This is a genomic window from Sinorhizobium fredii NGR234, assembly GCF_000018545.1.
Taxonomy (GTDB): domain Bacteria; phylum Pseudomonadota; class Alphaproteobacteria; order Rhizobiales; family Rhizobiaceae; genus Sinorhizobium; species Sinorhizobium fredii_A.
Genome location: NC_012586.1, coordinates 2320280 through 2341488 on the forward strand (window position 1 = coordinate 2320280; position 21209 = coordinate 2341488).

General features: G+C 64.2%; 20 protein-coding genes. 13 read left to right on the forward strand and 7 right to left on the reverse strand.

Annotation, left to right across the window (positions count from 1 at the left end):
- Position 1: 1 nt before the first annotated feature.
- From NGR_RS10855 to NGR_RS10870, 4 genes are all read right to left on the reverse strand, one after another.
- Positions 2-823: an HpcH/HpaI aldolase family protein gene (locus NGR_RS10855; protein WP_015888315.1), complete on the reverse strand. Its 822-nt coding sequence runs from the start codon at positions 821-823 to the stop codon at positions 2-4.
- A 75-nt stretch (positions 824-898) separates the two neighbouring features.
- Positions 899-1912 carry a TRAP transporter substrate-binding protein gene (locus NGR_RS10860; RefSeq protein ID WP_015888316.1) on the reverse strand — a complete coding sequence of 338 codons (1014 nt, stop codon included), beginning with the start codon at positions 1910-1912 and terminating at the stop codon, positions 899-901.
- A gap of 38 nt (positions 1913-1950) precedes the next feature.
- Positions 1951-3231, reverse strand: a complete 1281-nt coding sequence (locus NGR_RS10865) for a TRAP transporter large permease subunit (RefSeq protein ID WP_015888317.1) — start codon at positions 3229-3231, stop codon at positions 1951-1953.
- A 105-nt stretch (positions 3232-3336) separates the two neighbouring features.
- The gene (locus tag NGR_RS10870) at positions 3337-3891 is read right to left on the reverse strand and encodes a TRAP transporter small permease (RefSeq protein WP_015888318.1); all 555 of its coding nucleotides are present in this window, start codon (positions 3889-3891) and stop codon (positions 3337-3339) included.
- 182 nt (positions 3892-4073) lie between these two features.
- Between NGR_RS10870 and NGR_RS10875 the strand changes: the two genes are divergently transcribed.
- A complete protein-coding gene (locus NGR_RS10875) occupies positions 4074-5123 on the forward strand; it encodes a LacI family DNA-binding transcriptional regulator (RefSeq protein WP_015888319.1) in 1050 nt (349 codons plus the stop codon).
- 28 nt (positions 5124-5151) lie between these two features.
- A complete protein-coding gene (locus tag NGR_RS10880) occupies positions 5152-5913 on the forward strand; it encodes a fumarylacetoacetate hydrolase family protein (RefSeq protein WP_240545085.1) in 762 nt (253 codons plus the stop codon).
- A gap of 110 nt (positions 5914-6023) precedes the next feature.
- Here the strand turns inward: NGR_RS10880 and NGR_RS10885 are convergent, their stop codons facing one another.
- The 3 genes from NGR_RS10885 to NGR_RS10895 form a co-directional block, all read right to left on the reverse strand.
- Complete coding sequence (locus NGR_RS10885; RefSeq protein WP_015888321.1) at positions 6024-7889, reverse strand: HAMP domain-containing methyl-accepting chemotaxis protein; 1866 nt, start codon at positions 7887-7889, stop codon at positions 6024-6026.
- A gap of 305 nt (positions 7890-8194) precedes the next feature.
- Positions 8195-8584 (reverse strand): fluoride efflux transporter CrcB, encoded by a 390-nt coding sequence (crcB, locus tag NGR_RS10890; RefSeq protein ID WP_015888322.1) that lies wholly within the window; start codon positions 8582-8584, stop codon positions 8195-8197.
- Positions 8584-8850, reverse strand: coding sequence for a hypothetical protein (locus NGR_RS10895; RefSeq protein WP_164924013.1), 267 nt, complete (start codon positions 8848-8850; stop codon positions 8584-8586). Before NGR_RS10895 ends, crcB begins: the two co-directional genes overlap by 1 nt.
- A gap of 384 nt (positions 8851-9234) precedes the next feature.
- On the opposite strand from NGR_RS10895, the gene NGR_RS10900 reads away from it, so the two are divergent.
- The 11 genes from NGR_RS10900 to NGR_RS10950 all read left to right on the forward strand — a co-directional run bounded on the left by NGR_RS10900 (position 9235) and on the right by NGR_RS10950 (position 21148).
- A complete protein-coding gene (locus tag NGR_RS10900) occupies positions 9235-9414 on the forward strand; it encodes a hypothetical protein (RefSeq protein WP_015888323.1) in 180 nt (59 codons plus the stop codon).
- Between the two features lie 48 nt (positions 9415-9462).
- A complete protein-coding gene (locus tag NGR_RS10905) occupies positions 9463-11562 on the forward strand; it encodes a putative bifunctional diguanylate cyclase/phosphodiesterase (protein ID WP_015888324.1) in 2100 nt (699 codons plus the stop codon).
- Positions 11563-11581: 19 nt separating this feature from the next.
- Positions 11582-12829, forward strand: coding sequence for an ABC transporter substrate-binding protein (locus tag NGR_RS10910; protein ID WP_015888325.1), 1248 nt, complete (start codon positions 11582-11584; stop codon positions 12827-12829).
- 76 nt (positions 12830-12905) lie between these two features.
- Entirely contained in the window at positions 12906-13799 is an 894-nt protein-coding gene (locus NGR_RS10915; RefSeq protein ID WP_015888326.1) for a LysR family transcriptional regulator, read from the forward strand.
- A gap of 119 nt (positions 13800-13918) precedes the next feature.
- Positions 13919-15058, forward strand: coding sequence for an ABC transporter substrate-binding protein (locus NGR_RS10920; RefSeq protein ID WP_015888327.1), 1140 nt, complete (start codon positions 13919-13921; stop codon positions 15056-15058).
- Positions 15059-15115: 57 nt separating this feature from the next.
- Entirely contained in the window at positions 15116-15994 is an 879-nt protein-coding gene (locus NGR_RS10925; RefSeq protein WP_015888328.1) for a branched-chain amino acid ABC transporter permease, read from the forward strand.
- On the forward strand, positions 15991-16962 hold the full coding sequence (locus tag NGR_RS10930; RefSeq protein WP_015888329.1) for a branched-chain amino acid ABC transporter permease: 972 nt from the start codon (positions 15991-15993) through the stop codon (positions 16960-16962). Before NGR_RS10925 ends, NGR_RS10930 begins: the two co-directional genes overlap by 4 nt.
- Positions 16959-17702, forward strand: a complete 744-nt coding sequence (locus tag NGR_RS10935) for an ABC transporter ATP-binding protein (RefSeq protein WP_015888330.1) — start codon at positions 16959-16961, stop codon at positions 17700-17702. Before NGR_RS10930 ends, NGR_RS10935 begins: the two co-directional genes overlap by 4 nt.
- 3 nt (positions 17703-17705) lie before the next feature.
- Positions 17706-18425: an ABC transporter ATP-binding protein gene (locus NGR_RS10940; RefSeq protein ID WP_015888331.1), complete on the forward strand. Its 720-nt coding sequence runs from the start codon at positions 17706-17708 to the stop codon at positions 18423-18425.
- Positions 18426-19259: a shikimate dehydrogenase family protein gene (locus tag NGR_RS10945; protein WP_015888332.1), complete on the forward strand. Its 834-nt coding sequence runs from the start codon at positions 18426-18428 to the stop codon at positions 19257-19259. It abuts the gene before it with no gap.
- Positions 19256-21148, forward strand: a complete 1893-nt coding sequence (locus tag NGR_RS10950; RefSeq protein ID WP_015888333.1) for a bifunctional sugar phosphate isomerase/epimerase/4-hydroxyphenylpyruvate dioxygenase family protein — start codon at positions 19256-19258, stop codon at positions 21146-21148. The genes NGR_RS10945 and NGR_RS10950 overlap by 4 nt, the downstream gene beginning before the upstream one ends.
- Positions 21149-21209: the final 61 nt, after the last annotated feature.

Sequence of the window (21209 nt, forward strand, 5' to 3'; positions counted from 1 at the left end):
GTCAATAAGACTTCTTAAGGTGCGAGGATGCGGCCGCCTGTTGGCCGCCCCGCTGCGGCAACGCCCGGTACTCGGCCATCGCCGCGAGCCCGGCGTCGCGCAGCAGCGCCACGTCGTGCGGGCCGGCAATGACGCGGTAGCCGCGGTCGATCAGTTCGGCGACGGAGGCGCCGGCGTTCGGCACGGTGCCCATGATCTTGCCGGAGGCGAGAATCGCTTTCTCGGCGCGTTGAACCAGTTCGCGCACCTCCGGATGGCCGGTCTGTTCGAGGCGGCCGATCGAACCAGCCAGATCGTTGACGCCGATGAAGATGATGTCGGCTCCCTCGGTGGCGGCGATCGCCTCGGCGTTATCGACCGCCGTGAAGGACTCGATCTGCACGGCGATCAGCATGTTCTCGTTGGCCTTGTGGATATAGCCGGGCTCGAGCCCGAAGGTCGAGGCGCGCACGACGCCCGCCGCATAGCCGCGAATGCCGTCCGGCGGATAGCGGCAGGCCCGGACCGCGGCGAGTGCGGCTTCCGCCGTATCGACGGAGGGGATCATAACCGACTGCACGCCGGCGTCGAGCACCCGCTTCAGGAAGACGTGGTCGTTCCACGGAACCCGCACCAGCGCCGGCGAGGGCGTCGTCTCAATGGCGCGCAGCGTGTCGATGATCTCGCTGGTCTCGCCGACGCCGTGCTCATGGTCGACGAGCAGGAAGTCGAAGCCGGCATGGCCGAGGATTTCCGCATTGGTCGGCGAGCCGCCGCCGACCCAGCATCCGAACGCGACGTGACCGGCGGCAAGGTGAGCCTTCAGGCGGTTTTGTGTGTACATGGACAGTCAGCCTCGAATTTGACGGGGGGAACAGGCCGGGAGCGCCTTCACGTTCCCGGCCGGGTGGGGATGGTCTCAGTTTGCGGCGCGGACCTTTTCGATCGTCTCGTTGAGGGCCTTGACGAGTTCCGGGTTGGCCGAAGCGGCGAATTTATCAGCAACCGGCTTGGTCTTCTCGCGGAAGCGGGCGATTTCCTCGGGCGGCAGCTTGGTGACCGTCATGCCGGAGGCGGCGAGCGCGTCGACCGCCTTCTGGTCGGCATCGCGCGACAGCTGGCGCTGGAAGGCGGCTGCCTCGCTGGCGGCTGCCTGAAGGAGGTCCTTCTCCTCCTGGTCGAGCTTCTCCCAGAGCGGCTTCGAGAACAGCAACACCATCGGATTATAGGTGTGGCGCGTCAGCGTGATGTATTTCTGCACCTCGTTGAGCTTGGCCGTCAGGATGCTCGGCGCCGGGTTTTCCTGGCCGTCGACCGTGCCGGTTTCGAGCGCCGTATAGACCTCCGGGAACGGCATCGGCACCGCGTTGGCGCCGAGCACCTGGAACATTTCGAGATAGATCGGCGACTGCACGACGCGGATCTTCAGGCCCTCGATGTCGTCGACCTTCTCGACCGGACGGCGGCTGTTGGTGAGGTTGCGGAAGCCGAGTTCCCAATAGGCGAGCACGACGAGGTTCTTGTCGTCGAGTTCCTTGGCAAAGGTCTTGCCGACCTCGCCGTCCATCACCGCGTCGGCTTCCTTGGTCGATTCGAACAGGAAGGGCAGGTCGAGGATGGCGAAGTCGGGAGCAAGGCTGGCCATCAGCCCGGCATTCATCACGGACATCTGCAAGAGACCGCCCTGCAGCGCCGTCACCGACTGCAGGTCGCCGCCGAGCATGCCGGCCGGGAACACCTTGACGTCGATCTTGCCGCCGCTCTTTTCCTTGACGATCTCGGCGAACTTGCGCTGGCCGATGACGAGCGGCGAGCCTTCGGCGCCGGCACTGGCGAAGCGGATCGTCTGTTCGTGGATCTCGGCGCTTGCCGGGAGCGGCGCGACAGATGCCAGCACCAGGCCGGTTACCATTGCCATCAAAGTCTTACGCATGTCGTTTCCTCCTTGATACGATGCGGTTCTTCTAAGATTCAGCGTCCCAGCCAGGCGGCTGGCCAGGTGACGAGTTCGGGGAAAGCGATCATCAGCCCCAGCACGACGAGCTGGGCGACCATGAAGGGCGTGACGCCGCGGATCACCGTTTCCATGTTGAGACGCGAGACGCCGGCGACGACGTTCAGCACCGTGCCGACCGGCGGCGTGACGAGGCCGATCGAATTGTTGATGATGAACAGCACGCCGAAATAGATCGGGTCGATGCCGGCCGCCTGCACCACCGGCACCAAGACCGGCGCCAGGATCAGGATGGTCGGCGCCATGTCCATCGCCGTACCGACGATGACGACGAGGATCATGATCGCCAGCATCAGGAGCTTTGGGCTGTCCATGAAGGGCGACAACAGTTCGATCACCTGCCCAGGCAGGTCGGCGATGGTGATCAGCCAGGCCGAGACGAGCGCGGTCGCGACCAGGAAGATGACGACGCTGGTCACCTTGGCGGAAGAGACGAAGACGGCGTAGAGCTGCGAAAGGCCGAGCTCGCTGTAGATGCAGGTGGCGACGAAGATCGAATAGACGGCGGCAACGACGGCGGCTTCGGTCGGCGTGAACAGGCCGAATTTCAGGCCGAAGATGATGATCACCGGCAAGCCCAGCGCCCAGAGGCTTTCGCGCAGTGCCTTCAGCCGCTCCGCGCCGCTCGCCCGCGGCCTGAGTTCGATCTGCTCCTTGCGCACCATCAGCCACCAGGCAACGGCAAGCCCCATACCGATCATCAGGCCCGGCGCGATGCCGGCCATGAAGAGCTTGGAGATCGACAGGTTGGCGGTGACGCCGAATAGGATGAAGGCGATCGACGGCGGGATGATCGGGCCAATGACCGAGGCCGAGGCGACGAGGCCGGCCGAACGCGCCTTGTCATGGCCGGCCTTGACCATCATCGGCACCAGCAGCGCGCCGAGGGCTGCCGCGTCGGCGACGGCCGAACCGGAGAGCGCCGAAAGGACGCAGGCGGCGATGATCGCGACGTAGCCTAGCCCGCCGCGCACATGACCCACCAGCGTCAGCGCCAGCGCCACGATCCGCTTCGACAGACCGCCGGCATTCATCACCTCGCCCGCAAGCATGAAGAAGGGAACGGCGAGCAGCGTGAAGCTGTCGGTGCCGCCGACGAGGTTCTGCGCGAGGATCTGCGGATCGAACATGGCGAGCTGCACCATCAGCGCCACGCCGCAGATCAACAGCGCATAGGCGATGGGCATGCCGATTGCCATGGCGGCGAGCAGGGCGGTGATGAAGACCAGGATTGTCATCGCGGATCAACCTTTGCCGCTGGGCTCAAGGGAAACTCACCCTCGGATCGCGGCTGCAACTTTGGAAAAGCGCCGATGGCGCATGGAGACGGATCGGCAATACCCTCAGCGCGGCGGTGGGCTGCCGGGCGGCAATTGGGCGATGTCGAAATCCTCTTCCGACTCCCGGACGCCGATCAGTTCCTCGTCGCTGATCCGCCCACTCAGCGACCGCAGCAGCGAGATACAGAACCAGGCGGCCGCGAAACCCGTGAAGATCAGCACCGGTACGAAGAACCAGGCCTGGGAAATCCCCATGACCGGCGTCGTCATGCCGAGATTGATGCCGAACTGCTGCCAGGTACCGGAGAAGATCAGCCAGGTCGTGTAGAGCATCAGCAGGTTGGAGAACACGAAGCAGAAGAGCCGGCCCTTGCGCGACAGGCGCCGGATCAGCGTGTCGACGCCGAGATGCGCCTGTTCGAACAGCGTCACCGCGGCGCCGAGGAAGACCACCCAGACGAACAGCAGGCGCGATAGCTCTTCCGACACGGAAATGCCGGTGTTGAAGGCATAGCGCAGCACGACATTGCCGAAGACCAGGACCAGCATGGCCGCAAGGCAGGCGGCCAGCAGGAACTCAACTGGGTTCAGCAGGAATTTGCGGATCGCGATCAACATAGCTCCTCCTCCGACAAAGCCGTCCCGGTGATGTGTCTTGACGCATCACCGCCTCCGGAAGCCAATCAGAATGTAAGCGCATACATAGCATTTCCGGACAAGCTGTCAAATGGTATTCGAAGGGTTGGAAAAATGGATGTATGCGTATACATATCTAATCGATTGAGGAGAGACCGATTCTGATGGGACGCGGAGGAAGAGAGAAGAACGGACAGCCGGGAGCCCGCGCCCTCGACGTGGCGGCGGCGGCCGGCGTTTCGACCGCCACGGTGTCGCGTGCCTTCAATGCACCGGAGAAGGTCGCCCCGGAAGTCCGCGAAAAGGTGCTGAAGGCGGCGGCCGAGCTCGGCTGGATGCCGCATCCGGCCGGCGCGGCGCTGGCGAGCCGCCGCACCTGGCTTGCCGGGGTCCTCATTCCGACGCTCGACAACGACGTCTTCGCGTCGCAGGTCGGCGCCTTGCAGACGCGCTTGTCCGCGGAAGGCGTCACGGTGCTGATCGGCTGTTCGAACTACGACGCCGACCAGGCCGCCAACCAGGTCCGCACCATGCTGGCACGCGGCGTCGAAGCGCTGGCGGTCGTCGGCGAGTCGCACCGGCCCGGCCTCTTCGAGACGATCGCGGCGCGCGGCGTCCCCTATGTCGTCACCTATTCGCACCGGCCCGGCTCCTCTCACCCGAGCGTCGGCTTCGACAACGCCGCCGCCTTCCGGCGCATCGCCCGCCACCTGCTCGATCTCGGCCATCGCGATTTCGGGCTGATCCACCAGCCGTCGATCGACAACGATCGCGTCGTGGCGCGGATTGAGGGCCTGCGCGCAACGCTTGCCGAAGAAGGCGTGGCCCTCAGGCCGCAACATGTGCGCGAAGGGCCGGCGAGCATCGCCTTCGGCCGCAAGAGCCTGCGCTCGATCATGGATGCCCCGGGGCCGCGCCCGACGGCGGTCGTCTGCGGCAACGACGCGCTGGCGATCGGCGCGCTCCTCGAGGCGCGGGCGATCGGCATCCGCGTGCCGGAAGAATTGTCGATCACCGGTTTCGACGATGTGGCGATGGCGGAACAGACCGATCCGCCGCTGACCACCATGCGCGTCGACAATGCCGAAATCGGACAACGGGCGGCGGACTATCTGCTGGCTTGCCTTGCCGGCCGACAGCCGTCACCGCCGCCGCCGCTCGAAAGCCGCCTGATCCTCAGGGCATCGACCGGTGCCGCCCGTTCCGCCGCCTGAGCCTTTCCTCGCAACACGGATGATCGCCATGACCGACGCCACACGCCTTTTCGATGCCGCCGATCTCGCCCAACGCTTTGCTGCCGCAAAGGATCGCATCGCCGCGGCGGAACTGCCGTTACCCGAGACCATCGCCGAGGCGACCGCCGTGCAGGCCGCATTCGACGCGCCCCAAGACGGGACCGCGGCGGGATACAAGGTGGCCCGCTCCCCCGAAGGCGTCGGCGTTGCCGGCCGCCTCTCCCCGATCGCGATCACCGCGTCGGATGCGCTGCCTGCCGCCTTTCGCTGGCGCGAGGGCCTGCGCGTCGAAGCGGAGATCGGCTTCCGTCTCGCGTCGAGCCTGCCGCCGCGTCAGAACGGCTATAGCCGCGGCGAGGTGATCGCCGCCATCGGCGCCGTCCATCTCGGCGTTGAAATTCTCGACAGCCGCATCGCGGAGGGCGGCAAGGCGCCATTCCTGCTGTTCCTCGCCGACCGCCTCGGCAATGCCGGCTATGCACTCGGGCCGGAGCTGCCGCGCGACCTTCTCGACGGTGCCGAGGGTCGGCCGCTCGAAGTGAGCCTCGACGGGACACCGCTCTTTACCGGTGAGGCCCACCACCCGGCGGCCGACGTGCTCGCCTGGCTCATCGGCTGGGCCAATGAAATAGAGAGGGCGGAAGACACGCTCTCGGCCGGCGATATCGTCACCACCGGCAGCCTTTGCGGCGCGCTGGGTGTCGCTTCCCCCGGCCGCCTCGAGGTAAGGCTCGGCGGCCGGTGGAACCTGCCGGTCCGGTTCGGATAGAGTCTAAGCCGTTCGAAGCGCAGTGCGGGACACTGATGGCGATACCCCCCTCTGCCTGCAGGGCAGAGGGGGGTGTCTCACTCTGAGCAGTTCGGCGATCATACCCGTTCTCAAGCGACCATTCGGCGCGCGCCCGCAGCCGGTGCCATTCGCTTCGACGCCAACCCGGCGCCGATGTCGAACTGGCGGACCAGTTGGAACAGCGCCTCCGCCTCCCTGGCGAGACCGTGGGCGGCGGCGGTCGCTTCCTCGACCATGGCCGCATTCTGCTGGGTCCCCTGATCCATGGTGTTGACGGACGTGCTGACCTCCTTCAAGCCCGTTGCCTGCTCCTTCGAGGCTTCGACGATTGCCCCGACATTGCCGTTGACCTGTTGGACCTGCTCGACGATTTCCTGCAGCGCCTTGCCGGTTTCCCCGACGAGTGCGACGCCGCTCTTGACGTGGTCGTTCGAGGTATTGATCAGTTCCTTGATTTCCTTGGCGGCCTTGGCGGAGCGCTGGGCCAGTTCCCGCACCTCCTGGGCCACGACGGCGAAGCCCTTGCCGGCTTCGCCGGCCCGCGCCGCTTCGACGCCGGCGTTGAGGGCGAGAAGGTTGGTCTGGAACGCGATCTCGTCGATGACGCCGATGATATTGCCGATCTCGACAGCGGAGGCTTCGATCTTGCCCATGGCCTCGACCGCATCGCGTACGACGCGTCCGGATCGCTCCGCATTGTCCTTCGTCTTGCGAACGAGTTGCCCGGCCTCCTGAGCGCGATTGCTGGAGTCGGCAACCGTGGTGGTGATCTCTTCGAGAGCGGCGGCGGTCTCCTCGACTGAGGCGGCCTGCTGTTCCGTGCGCTTGGCGAGGTCGTCGGAGGCCGAGCGTATCTCCTGCGCACCCGCGGCGATGGCGCTGGCATTTTCGGCGACAGCCTGCATTGCCTCGCGCAGCCGTTCGACTGCGGCATTGAAATCGAGCCGCACCTTGTCGAGCGAGGCAATGAACGGCGTGTCGATCCTTTGAGTCAGATCGCCGTCGGCCAGGTTCTGCAGGGCGGCGGCGAGCTGATTGACAGCCTGGCCCGTCTGGTCGGCCAAGGCATTGCGTTGCTTCGCATCTTCTTCGAGCCGCTGGCGCTCCGATATCGCCCTTGTGGCCTCCTGATCCGCCTCGCGCTCCGCCTTGGCGGAGATCGCATCCCGAAGCGCGGCGACCGCACGGGCCAGCATGCCGATCTCATCGCGGCGCGCTTCGAGGCGACGGTCGCCCGTCAAGTCGCCCTCGGCCATCGCCTTCAGTGAATGCTGAAGCCTGGAAAGCGGGCCGATGATCGAGCGTGCCGTCAGCGCGGCAGCGACGATCGACAGAAGAGCAGCGACGCCCAGCGCCGTGAATGCCAGCGATTCGAATCCGCTCGCGGTGCCACGCACTTCGCTGCCGATCGATTTGTTCAGGGCTTCCTGATGGTCGATGAACTTGTTGATGGCGCCGAGCCAGGCCTCGAAGAGCGGGCTGGCCCTTTCCAGCAGGATGCGGCGTGCACCGTCGCCGTCCCCCTGCTTTTGCAGCTCTATGATGTCGGCAACGAGGGGATTGGTCTTCGCCTGGATCGCAGCGATCTCGGCGAGAATGGCTCTTTCCGGTTCGCTCGCGCCCGCAGGAGAGGCAATCATCTCGGCCATCCGCTTCTCGTTCTCGGCATAGGTGGCAGCGAGTTTCGCGATCAGGGCGACCGCCGTATTGAGGTCTTCCTTGGAGGTCACCAGCGTGACGTCGCGGATGGCGATGGCCCGATCATGGACGCTGCCGCGATAGTTGATGGCAAAGCGTTGCTTGGCACTGTTGACGTCATTGATGGTGGCGAGGTTGCCGTTGATCTCTTCCACCTCGACGGCGGAATAGACGGTCAAGCCGACCATCATGAGAAGCAGGAAGCCGAAGCCTGTGGCCAGGCGCGCGGCGATCCCGAAGCTTTTGAAGTGGCTCATCGATGTTTCCTTCTCTCTCTAGACGCACTGCCGCTGTTTCGCGGCCTTATTCCGCTTGCATGCCCAATCGACGAATCAAGGGGAGGCGCGCAGGCACATGCCGAGCCCGCGTCGAAACCTTCCTTTGCAGTGAAAACCAGTGCCCGCAGGGAGGCGACGTGCTCCTCGGGCCCACCCACCCTCATGGCGGATAAAAGAGCGTCACACCGCTCCGAGCTGCCTCATAAAATGGCAGTTCTTGGTTTCGAAATGGTGAATAATTCCTCTTGCTTTACAAGTAATTTCTAAAATTCATGCCGCGGCCATCATGCCGCTTGGCCTGCCGTCAGCAGGCGGACCAGCATCAACCCGGCAAGCAAGGCGAGGAGCGAAAAGACCACGGAACACGCGGCGTAAACCGCCGCGGCCATCCACTCGCCGCGCTCATAGAGGCCGATCGTGTCGAGCGAGAAGGCGGAAAAGGTCGTGAAGCCGCCGAGCACGCCGGTCGCCAGGAACAGGCGCACCTCCTGAGGCAGCTGGCCGCGCAGGGCGAGATATTCGGCAAGCAGCCCCATCGCGAAGGAGCCGGCGACGTTGATCGCCAGGGTGCCGAAGGGGAAGGCGATACCTAGCAATTGAGCAGCGAACTGGTTGACGCAGTGGCGCATCGCGCCGCCCATTCCGGCACCGAGAAAGACCAGCAGATAGGCCATTATTGTACTTCTTCCCCTGTTGCGGCACGGCGCCCGGGACAATAGGACGCCACGACGCCGCCGACAATCGTCGCAGGCCGCAATTCGCAGCGCGCGTCGATGGCATTTTCGCCGGCGGGCCAATCCCGTTTCAGAACGAAGCACTGGTCTATCCACTTTCTGCACAGGTCTGTCCACATTCCGCCGCGATCTAAGGAGCCTGCTTTGTATTTAAGCGTTTGTTTACTCAAGACGGCTTGAGTGATGATTGCGATGGTAATCGTCACCGCAACCGCCGGATGGTGTTCGGCACAGTTCAGGGGTGGCGGTGATTGAGGCGCTCGGCGCCATCCGTTCGCTCCAGCGGGATGAGCCCGTCGGATTTCCAAAAACCGCATGAATACGAGGACAGGCTGGCCGGGCTCGATACGGAGCGCGGACGGGAAGCTGCGTGCTCGAACGGCGGCCGCCCTCGACGAGTGTGAAGAGTTCTGGGCTCTACGATTTGGGATGGGAGATCGCCTCCCGTCGCCTCGCCGCATTCCCTTCCCGTCCCGACGGGGATGAAGGACAGCGGTGCCCGATCATCGCCTCTTCCCGATCGCGGGGAGGGAACCAGGGTCAGGGCGGACGCCCTCAAGCCCATCAATACGCGCATACGGAGTCATTAAATGTCGAATATCGCCGTCTTTCCGCCCAGAACATCTGAAGACCGCGCCCGCGTCGCCGACGTGGCAAACGCCAGGGATCGCATTCTGACGATCGCCGTCGAGCTCGACCGCATCCTCGAGGCACTATCGCAGGAGAGCTTGCGCGCGGCCTGCGAACAACGGCCAAGAACCGGTACCTGACGAAGGCGTGGAGGGAGCAACAGAGTGCGGGCGGGACGGGCGGACGCGATGATTGGAAAACCGCTGAGCAAGCCTCGGCAATCGGTCGAGCAGTACATTCGGTCGATCGGGCGACACTACCTCAATGCCGTCATCGTGATGACGCTGCTGATCACCGCGACCTATCTGACCATGCTGGTCGCTCTTGACCGCCATTCGCTGCAACAGAAGATCAGCTTCCTGACCAGCAACCAGTTCATCCGCTTCCAGCAGCTCGCCAACCAGACGCGGGCGCTGATGCGGGCTTCGGCCGACCCCAGCTTGCCGGAATACATCATCATACCGATGCGCGACGATATCCATCGGGCCATCGGCGATATCCGCGCGATCAGCGCAGAATTGCACGCTCTGGATCGGAGCATCGGCGGCAACCTCCTGGAGCGGCTCAGCCCGCGCGACGAGCTGACGGTGCAATTGCGCCGCGAACTCAATGCCCGGCTGGAGGACTTTCTCGGGCGGGCGACGCGGATTGCCGAGGCCAGCGCCGAGGACCGGCGGCAGCGCTACTCCTTCTGGGGCCCGATCGATTTCGCCGTCGCTGCCGACAGCCTGCTGATGCGCCAGTTCGCCGACCTGATCGGCCACGCGAATGACCGCAGCGATGTCAGCATCGACAACGCCAAGCTGATCAGCACCGGTCTCCTCGCGCTGATCGCCGCCACCGTCATTCTTGCCAGCATCTTTCTATTCGGTCCGCTCCTGAAGAAGCTGCGCAACGAGCATCGCCAGACAATGGCTTTCGAGAAACGGCTGACGCTTCTCGCCCACACCGACGCCCTGACCGGTCTCAACAACCGCTCGTCCTTCAACTTCGCGCTCGGCAATCTGTTTGGCGAGCTGGAGCGCAACGGCGCCGGCTTCTCCATGCTGCTGGTCGACCTCGACCGCTTCAAGAACATCAATGACGGTCTCGGCCATCCGGCCGGCGATGCGGTGCTGCGCCACGTTGCCCGCGCTCTTCAAAGGACGTTGCGCGCCAGCGACGTCATCGCCCGGCTCGGTGGCGACGAGTTCGCCGTCCTCCTGCCGGGAATCCGCGATGCCGCGGCGCTCGAATCGATTGCCGAGCGGGCGATCGAGGCGATCGCCGCCGACATTCCCTTCGACGGACGCAGCTTGCAGGTCTCTGCCAGTATCGGCGGCGCCATCGTGCCCGATCACGCCGCGGACGAGGCCGGATTGATGCGCATCGTCGATCTGGCGCTCTATACGGCGAAGAGCGGCCGCGGCACCACCGTCATATTCGACGAAGCGGCGCTGGCCCGACGGCTCGAAGAGAACCAGCTCTCGCTTGCCCTCGTGCTGGCCGCCGACCGCAACGAATTCGTCGTCCACTACCAGCCGAAGGTCGATCTCACGACCGGCGCGCATCTGGGCTTCGAAGCGCTGGTGCGTTGGCAACATCCCGATCTCGGCCTGCTACCGCCCGGCCGCTTCCTGCCCTTGATGGAAGGAACGCAACTGATCCGCGGCATGACCCGCGCCGTCATCTCCGCTGTCGGACGCGATCTCAAGGCCTGGAAGACCGCCGGGTTCGCTCCCGGCCCCGTGTCGATTAACCTCCCCGAGGTCCTGCTCGTCGGCCAGGAAGGCTACGAGTTTTTCGCCGGCGCGGTTCGGGAGAACGGCCTGGAATGGCGCGATTTCGCGGTGGAGATCACCGAGGACGTCTTTCTCAATCGCTCCGCCGACCGGATCCTGGCGACGGTGGCCCGCTTCCACCAGCACGGCGTTTCGATCTCGCTCGACGATTTCGGGACCGGTTTTGCCTCGCTCGTACACCTGCGCGATTTCCCCTTCGACGAATTGAAGATCGACCGGAGCTTCGTCGACGGCATAGGCAAGGATGCCCGCAGCGAGCAGATCATCCGGGCCATGATCCACCTCGCCCAGAGCCTCGGCAAGCGCTGCGTCGCCGAGGGCATCGAGACGGAAGGACAGCGGCGCTTCCTGACGGACGCCGGTTGCGACGTCGGCCAGGGATACCATTTCGCCAGGCCCGAGCCGGCCGCCCTTGCAGGCAAGCGGCTGCCGCAGCGAGCAGCCGCGATCGACCGGCACGCGGACGGGGCTTCCGCAGCGTCCCGGCGGCGGCTTGCCCTGCGATAACCGCTTCAAGGAGAACAGGATGACGAGAAAATTCAAGGGAGCCTGCCTGGGGGCGGCCCTGCTCGCGGCGAGTTCACACCCGCCTTTGGCCGCCGATCACCGCGGCACAGTCGATGTCGTGCATTTCTGGATTTCGCAGAGCGAATCGGCGGCACTTGACGTGTTGCGAAAGGCATGGGCCGAGGCCGGCCATGAGTGGATCGACCTGCCGGCGGAAAACAAGGTGGCGGTGCAGAGAATCGTCAGCGATCGGATCGCCAACGGCTATGCGCCCGCCGTCATGCAATGGAATGCCAACGAAGGCTCCCGCGAGCTGCCGGAAATGGGGATCGTGCTCGATATCGAAGAGGTCGCGACGGCGGATGACTGGCGCCGCATCCTGCCGGCAACCGTGCTCGATCGCATTACCTACAAGGACAAGGTGTTCTTCGCGCCGACCAGCATCCATGCGGAGAACTGGCTCTGGACCAGCGAGACGATCTTCCGCGAGCTCGGCCTGAAGGCGCCTGAGACGTGGGACGAGATCTTCGCCGCCGCCGAGCGGATCAAGGCGGCGGGCCACCTGCCCATCGCGCTGGGAGACGGCGCGTGGGAGATCTCCATCGTCTTCAACGGCATCGTGTTTTCCAAGCTCGGCGCTGACGGCTACGCGCGCATTATCCGCGGCGATCCGGCACTGGTCAGAGACCCGCGCATGGCCGAGGCGCTCGACATGCTGCGGCGTCTGTCCCGCTATGCGGAACCGGTTTCAGCCCGCCAGCGCAAGACCTGGGCCGACGCCACCGCCGCTGTCGGCAGCGGCAAGGCGGGCATGCAGTTCATGGGCGACTGGGCCAAGGGCGAGCTGGTGGCGCGCGGCTACGCCGTCGGCAAGGATTTCGGCTGCAGCCTGATGCCGGGCACCGAGATCGCCTATTTCATGGTCATCGACGCCTTTGCCTTCCCGCTGACCAACCGCGAGGACGCCGCCGACGCGCAGCGCGCCTTCGCACGCATGGTGCTCGATCGCGACAATCAGGTCGCCTTCAGCCGTCTCAAGGGCTCGCTGCCGGTCCGCACCGACGTCGATCCGAGCGGCCTCGACCGTTGCGGCCGGCTCGGCCTGGAAAAGATCGTCCAGAAAAGCGGCGTCAGCGCCCAGTCGATGGCCATGCCCGCGCAGATGTCGGAGGGCTGGATCGGCGTGCTGGCGGCGTTCTTCAACGACAATGCCATGTCCATCGAGACCGCCCAGCAGCGCCTCTATGACATCGTCAACCGCCAATGAGGGAGCGAACATAGCAACTTGTTTCTGCGGCGCCTGAAACTTACCAATAGGGTCGTTGGAGGCGTTGGGAGGCGTCATGCTCACTTTGCGACAGATCGAGGTCATCCGCGCGATCATGGTCACCGGCACGATCGCTGGGGCCGCGAAGCTCCTCGGCGTCGCAGCGCCCGGCGTCAGCCGGCTGATGAAGTACACCGAAGACAGTCTTCGGGTGCGGCTCTTCAACCGCAGCCATGGGCGATATGTGCCGACGCCGGAGGCGCGGCACATCTTCGGATTGCTCGACACCGTCTATCGGCAGGTCGAGGATCTGCAGTTCGCCGTGCAGCGCTTGGAGAAGGGCGATGGACTGGAGCTGAGCGTCGGCTCCGTTCCAAGCATCGCCAATGTGATGGTGCCGCGCGCAATCGCCAAGCTGCGCCAGCAATATCCGGAGCTCTATGTCGACATCAACATTCTGAAGATCGAGGAAGCGATCGACTATCTTCTCGTCGGCCGCGGCGAGGTCGTGGCGATCAGCTCTTATCTCGAGCACTCGATCATCCATTTCGAACCGCTCGCCATTGGCCGGCTGCTCTGCATCGTCCCGCAAAACAGCGAGCTGGCGGCGAAAGATGCGATCGCACCGGCGGACATCGTCCGCCACACCCTGATCGGCATCGACCCGAACGACCCCTATGGGCGGGTGATGACCGAGATTTTCCGTCGTCAGAACCTCGCCTATGATATGAAGATCAAGGCGCGCTTCGGCACGACCGTCTGCGCCCTCGTCGCCGCCGATCTCGGCATCGCCATCATCGACGAGTTCACCGTCGCCGCCGGCAGGGTCCCGGGAATCAAATGCCTCGAAATCGAGGCGGACACGACCTTCCCGACCTACATTGCCTTTCGGCGCGACGTTCCGCTGTCGATCTTTTCGGAGCGTTTCATCGACACGCTGAGAGCCGAAATGAACCGGGCGAAAAGATAACATGATGTTACTGACTCTGCATAACTTGGTATTTGCCGTTACGTCAGAGTTGCGACAGTATCACGCAGCTGGGCGGGGGAGGTTCGCCGCCCATGGAAGAACGAAATGAGGAGGAGAACATGACGAAGAGAGCACTTGCGTCGATCGCAATTGCCATGGCCATATCGGCCAGCCTGCCGAACATATCCTGGGCGGATACGATAAAGATCGCCAACGTGATCGAGCTTTCGGGCGCCGGCGCCACCGTGGGGAGCAACTGGCGCGACGCGCTGAAGCTCGCCTTCGAGGAGATCAACGCTGCCGGCGGCATCCTCGGCGAACAGGTCGAGGTGACGGATTACGACACGCAGACCGACCCAACGACCTCGCGCGCCATGGTGCAGAAGGCGATCGACGACGGCGCCTATGTGATCATGGGGCCGATCTATTCCGGCTCGGTCAAGGTCAACATGATGGTCGCCCAGCAGAACGGCGTGCCGCAGTTGACCGGCGCCGAGGCGCCGTTCATCACCGGCATGGGCAACCCCTACATCTTCCGCACCTCCTTCGGCGCGCAGCAGTCGATGCCGAAGCTGGTCAAGTACCTCACCGAAGAAATGAAGGTGAAGTCGGTCGCCGTCGCCTGGGTCAATGACGACTTCGGCAAGGGCGGACGCGACTCCTTCGTGGCCGAGTTGGAGAAGGCCGGCATCGCCGTCAACGCCGACGTTTCGAGCGAAGTGGGCCAGGCCGATTTCGCGGCCGACGTCATCAAGCTCAAGTCGAGCAATGCGGATGCGATCTTCGCCTACCTGCATGAAGAGGAAAGCGCCCGGCTTCTGAAGGAGATCCGCAAGCAGGGCGTCACCCAGCCGATCTTCGGCGAAACGACGCTGATGAACCAGAAGGTCGTCGACCTTGCCGGCGACGCCGTCAACGGCGTGCGCGGTCACGTCGGCCTGACCGCCAATGCGCCGATCCCCGGCATCGAGGAATTCGCCAGGAAGTTCGAGGCGAAGTACAACTACAAGCCCGATCACAACGCCATCAAGGCCTATATGGGCGCCTATGTGGTGAAATACGTCACCACCAAGAACGGCAAGGTCGACCGCCAGTCCTTTGCGGATGCGCTGCATGGCCTGACCATCACGCCGGCCGACGAACCCGGCATCCTGATGGAGACCAGCTGGGACGACAAGGGCGAGGTCAACCGCGAAAGCTTCCTCGTCGAGGTCAAGGACGGCAAGCAGACCGTCGTGACCACACTGCCGAAACTCTAGAAACGGGCTGGCTTCCGGCCCATTGGGCCCGAAGCCCCCTACTTTGGGACACCGTCAATGGATACGTTTTTCCAGTTGTTCGTCTCCGGGCTGGCAACGGGGTCGATCTATGCGCTCGCGGCGATCGGCTTCACGCTGCTCTGGCAGGCGTCGCAGACGATCAATTTCGCCCAGGGCGAATTCATTATGCTGCCGGCCTTCTTCGTTCTCGCCGGAACACAATTCCTCGGCCTGAGCTTTCCGCTGGCGATGGCGATTGCGCTCGTTCTCTCCCTGCTGCTGCTCGGGCTCGGCTTCAAGCGCATCATCATCGACCCCTTGCTGCCGCACGGCGTCCTGCCGATCGTCATCGCCACGATCGCCCTCGGCATTCTGATGAAGGAAGGCGTCAAGCAGTTCTACACGGCCGAGGCGCTGCCGTTCCCGGCGCTGTTCTCCGATCGTACTCTTAATGTTTTCGGCGCCGCCATCTCGGTGCAGGATATCGCCGTTCTCTTGATCGCGCTCGGAGCGGTGGCGCTGCTGCAGCTCTTCCTGAACGGGACGAAGATCGGCCGCTGCATGCAGGCGACCGCGCAGAACCCGAACGTGGCGGAAATCCTCGGCGTTCCGGTTCGCCGGATGATCCTCTATACCTTCCTGATCAATGCCAGCCTCGCCTTTCTCGCTTCCGTCCTGATCTCGCCGATCTATCTGGCGAAGTTCTCGAACGGCGAAACGCTCGGCCTGATCGCCTTCATCGCGGCGATCGTCGGCGGCTTCAACCAGATCCGCGGCGCCCTTGCCGGCGGCCTGCTGATCGGCGTGATTGACAATCTTTCGGCAGCCTACGTTTCCGCGTCGTATCGCTCCGCGGTGCCGCTGATCCTGCTCATCATCATCATTCTCGTGCGGCCGCAGGGCCTGCTCGGAAAGGCGGAAGGACGCACCGTATGAGCAAGCAAACTCTCGCTACATTGGTCGCGGGTCTCGCGATCCTGATCCTGCTCCCCCTCACCCAATCCAACTACGGCGTCTTCGTGCTGTGCTCGTGGCTGGTCTATTCGATTTCCGCCATGGGGCTCAACCTGACGCTCGGCTATGCCGGCCAGGTGTCGCTCGCCCAAGCCTCCTTCATGGGTATCGGCGCCTATGTGACGGCGCTCATGACCATGGCGGGCGTGCCGTGGCCAGCGGCGATGATCGCCGCGATGGTGCTCTGCTTCGTCATCGGGTTTCTGCTCGGCTACCCGGCGCTGCGCGTCCAGCATCACTTCCTGGCCTTCATCACGCTCGCCTTCAATGCACTGGTGGTGCTCGTGCTGCGCAACGAGGAATGGCTGACCGGCGGCACCTACGGCATCGTCGGCATTCCGCGGCCGGAGGTCCTTGGCTTGCCCACCCAGACGCCGCTCGCGTTCTATTTCTTCGTGCTTGCGCTGTTCGTGCTGATGGCGGTCGCGCTCTATGGCATCATCCGCTCGCCCTGGGGCCGCACTTTCAAGGCGCTGAGAGAAAACCCGATCCGCGCCAACAGCCTTGGCGTCGACATCCGCAAGACGACGCTTCTCGCCTTCGCGATCGGCTCCTCCTATGGCGGGCTTGCCGGCAGCCTGCTGGCACAGCTCACCCAGTTCATCGATCCGCATTCTTTCGGCCTGACCATCTCGCTCAAGGTCCTGCTCATGGTCATCGTCGGCGGTGCAGGCTTCTTCTTCGGTCCGATACTGGGCGCGCTGCTGATCGTTCTCGCGCCGGAATTCCTGCGCTTCACCGAGGGATACTACCTGATGATCTATGCCACGCTGGTGATCGTGCTGATGGTCTTCTGCCCGACTGGCCTGCTCGGCCTGGTCGAGCGTGCCCGCGCCGCGCTGAAACTCAGGCAGAACCCGAATGCAACGACCTGGGAGGCAGGACGATGACGCCGGTCCTTTCCGTACGAAATGTCAGCAAGTCCTTCGGCGGCTTGAAGGCGGTGGATGACGTATCGTTCGACGTCCACCAGGGCGAGATCCTCGGTCTGATCGGCCCGAACGGCAGCGGCAAGTCGACGCTTTTCAATTGCGTCCTCGGGCAACTGCCGGCCTCGACGGGAACCGTGCTCGTCGACGGCCAGGAGGTCGCCGGTAAACGGCCCTGCGACCTCAACAAGCTCGGGGTCGGTCGCACCTTCCAGATGCTGCAGGTCTTCCCGGAGATGACCGTGCTCGACAACATCATTCTGGCCGGCCAAGAGCACAAGGGCACGATGCTGTCGCGCCTCTTCGGCAAGGCGGATGCGGGCCTCACCGAAGAGGCCTTGAGGATGATCGAGTTCTTCCGGCTCGGGCACCAGACGCATGAGAAGGCAGGATCGCTCTCCTACGGGCAGCAGAAGCTGCTTGACGCCGCCATGGCGTTCATGGCGGGCCCGAAGCTGGTGATGCTCGACGAGCCGGCCGGTGGCGTCAACCTGACGATGCTCGCCGACCTCAAGGAACGCCTAAAGGCCTTCAATCAGGAACGCGGCGCCACCTTCGTCGTCATCGAGCACAATATGGAATTCGTGATGTCGCTCTGCACGCGCATCATCGTTCTGGCGAACGGCAGGATCATCGCCGAAGGCGACCCGGAGACGGTGCGCAACGATCCGACCGTCATCGAAGCCTATCTCGGAGGTTGAGCCATGCTGGAACTCAAGCAGGTCTATGGCGGCTACGGCAAAATGACGATCCTGAACGGCACGTCCTTCAAGATCGACAAGGGCACGATCACCACGGTGATCGGCCCAAACGGGGCGGGCAAGTCGACTGTCTTCAAGGCCATCTTCGGGCTCCTGAAGATCCGCTCGGGCAATGTGATCCTGAACGGCGAGGACGTCACCTCCCTGCCGCCGGCCAAGATGCTCGGCAAGGGCGTCACCTACGTGCCGCAGGGCCGCAATCTCTTCCCGATGCTGTCGGTGCGCCACAATCTCGAGATCGGCGGCATCTCGTCCGGCGATCAGGCCAGGATCGCGAAGCGCATCGACGAGGTGATGGAGCAGTTCCCGATCCTCAAGGAGAAGGCGAAGGAACAGGCGATCACGCTTTCGGGCGGCCAGCAGAAGCAGCTCGAGATCGCCCGCGCACTGCTGCTCGATCCGTCGCTGATCCTCATCGACGAGCCGTCGATCGGGCTTTCGCCGCAGATGATCAGCGAGACCTTCCGCACGCTGATCCGGCTGCGCGACCAGGGCGTGACCATCCTGATGGTCGAGCAGAACGCCAAGGCGGCGCTTGCCATGTCCGATTACGGTCTCGTACTGGAACAGGGCCGCAGCCGGATGTACGACCGGGCCGACAAGCTGCTCGCCGATCCCCGCGTCGGCCAGCTTTTCCTCGGCGCGCATCTTGAGGAGGCGTGAATGCCGCCCGTCCCGGAGATTACCGGAAAGACCGTCTTCATTCCGCTCATCGGTCACCCGGTCGAGCAGGTGAAGTCGCCGGGGCCGGTGAACGCGTGGTTTTCCGACAATGACGTCGGGGCCGTCCTCATCCCCGTGGATATCTTCCCCGAGAAGGTGCCGGCCTTCCTCGACGCCATCCGGGGAACGCCTAATTGCCCCGGCGTATCGGTGACGATGCCGCACAAGCAGGCGGCCTGTGCCGGCGTCGACGAACTGACGGAGCGGGCCCGCAGGGCCGAGGCCGTCAACATCATCCGCAGAAATGCGGATGGCACCCTTGTCGGCGACATGGTCGACGGCGACGCCATGGTCGCGGCGCTGGCGAAGAACGGGGTCGGCGTCCGCGGCAAGACGGTTCTGGTCGTCGGCGCCGGCGGCGCCGGAATGGCGATCATCTATGCACTGGCCGAGGCGGGTGCGGCGACGATCGTCGTCATCGAGCGCGACCGGGCGAGGTCGGATCGCTTGATCGGACAGTTGCACCGGGACTATCCGCAGCTTCAGGCATACGCCTTTCTGCCCGATGACGCCGATGTCGACATCGCCATCAATGCCTCGCCGGCCGGCATGGATCCCGCCGATCCCCACCCCTTCCCGTTGGAGCGGCTGACAAAGGCGGAAATCGTCGCCGACGCCGTGACCAAGCCGCCGGTAACACCCTGGCTCGAAGAGGCTCGGCGCCGCGGCATCGCCATCCAGACCGGCGCGGAGATGACGCTCGCGCAACTGCCGACGCAGATCGCCTTCTGGGGTCTCGACAAGGCCGGCGGGCAGGAAGCAAAGCGGCGATGAAGACCTCGATCGCAACCGTCTCGATCAGCGGCGACTTGCCGGAGAAGCTCGCCGCGATCGCCGCCGCGGGCTTCGATGGCGTCGAGATCTTCGAAAACGACTTTCTCGCCTTCGACGGCAGCCCCGCGGATGTCGGACGGATGGTGCGCGACCATGGGCTCGAGATCACGCTCTTCCAACCGTTCCGCGATTTCGAGGGCATGCCGGAGCCGCACCGGACACGCACCTTCGACCGGGCCGAACGCAAGTTCGACGTCATGCAGGAACTCGGCACCGACCTCGTGCTCGTCTGCTCCAACGTCTCGCCGATCTCGCTCGGCGGCATCGACCGGGCCGCCGCCGATTTCCGCGAACTTGGCGAGCGCGCCGCCAAACGCGGCTTGCGCGTCGGCTACGAGGCGCTCGCCTGGGGCCGCCACATCAGCGATCACCGCGATGCCTGGGAGATCGTCCGCCGTGCCGATCATCCGAATATCGGGCTCATCCTCGACAGCTTCCACACGCTGTCGCGCAAGATCGAGGTGAATTCGATCCGTTCGATCCCGAAGGAGAAGATCTTCATCGTGCAGCTGGCCGATGCGCCGATGATCGATATGGATCTCCTCTACTGGAGCCGGCACTTCCGCAACATGCCCGGCGAAGGCGACCTGCCGATCACGGAATTCACCCGCGCCATCGCCGAGACCGGTTACGACGGCTACTTCTCGCTGGAAATCTTCAACGACCAGTTCCGCGGCGGTGCCGCCAAGCCGATCGCCACCGATGGCCATCGTTCGCTGATCTATCTCAGCGACCAGGTGCGGCGGCATCCGAATGCCGGTTCGCTGACGGTTGCGCCGATGCCGGAGCGCGCTGCGGTCGAGCGTGTCGGCTTTGTCGAGTTTGCGGCCGACGACGACGATGCCGCCGAATTGACCGCCATCCTGAAGACACTCGGCTTCCGCAAGGCAGCGACGCACCGCTCGAAGGATGTCGAGCTCTATCAGCAAGGCGACATCCGCATTCTCATTAATACCGACGAAGGCGGATTTGCCGGCTCCTCCTATGCCGTCCACGGCAGCTCCGCCTATGCAATGGCGCTTGTGGTCGACGACGCCAAGGAAGCGATGGAGCGGGCGCTGGCGCTCGATGCCGAGCCTTTCAGCCAGCCGGTCGCCATAGGCGAGGTCGAGTTGCCGGCGGTCCGCGGCGTCGGCGGCGGCCTGCTCTATTTGCTCGACGACAAGGGCGATCTCGGCCGCATCTTTGAGATCGACTTTGAACCGTTCGAGGATGAAGGCGTCACGGTGGAGAACGCCGGACTGCGGTCGGTCGACCACGTCGCCCAGACGGTCGCCTACGAACAAATGCCGACCTGGCTCCTGTTCTACACCTCGATCTTCGCGGCCGAGAAGACGCCGATGGTCGACATCATCGATCCTGCCGGGCTGGTGCGCAGCCAAGTCGTCGAGAATGCTTCCGGGACGCTGCGCCTGACGCTCAACGGTGCCGAAAACCGCCGCACGCTCGCCGGCCACTTCATCGCCGAGACCTTCGGCTCCGGCATCCAGCATCTCGCCTTCCACACCGACAACATCTTTGCAACCGCGGCCGCACTTCGCCGCAACGGCTTCCGTCCACTGCAGATCTCGCCCAACTACTACGACGACGTGGAGGCGCGCTTCGGCCTCGAGCCGAAACTGACCGAGCGCCTGAGGGCGGAGAACATTCTCTACGACCGCGACGAGAACGGCGAATATTTCCAGCTCTACAGCCCCACCTACGGCGAAGGCTTCTTCTTCGAGATCGTCGAGCGGCGCGGCTATCGCGGCTATGGCGCCGCCAATGCTATCTTCCGCATCGCCGCACTGAAGAAGCATCTCAGGCCGGAAGGACTGCCGAAACTGTAGCGGCCCCCGGGGAGGGCGTGTTGCTACCCCCTCTGGCCGGCAGCCAGGGGGGGTTCAGTGC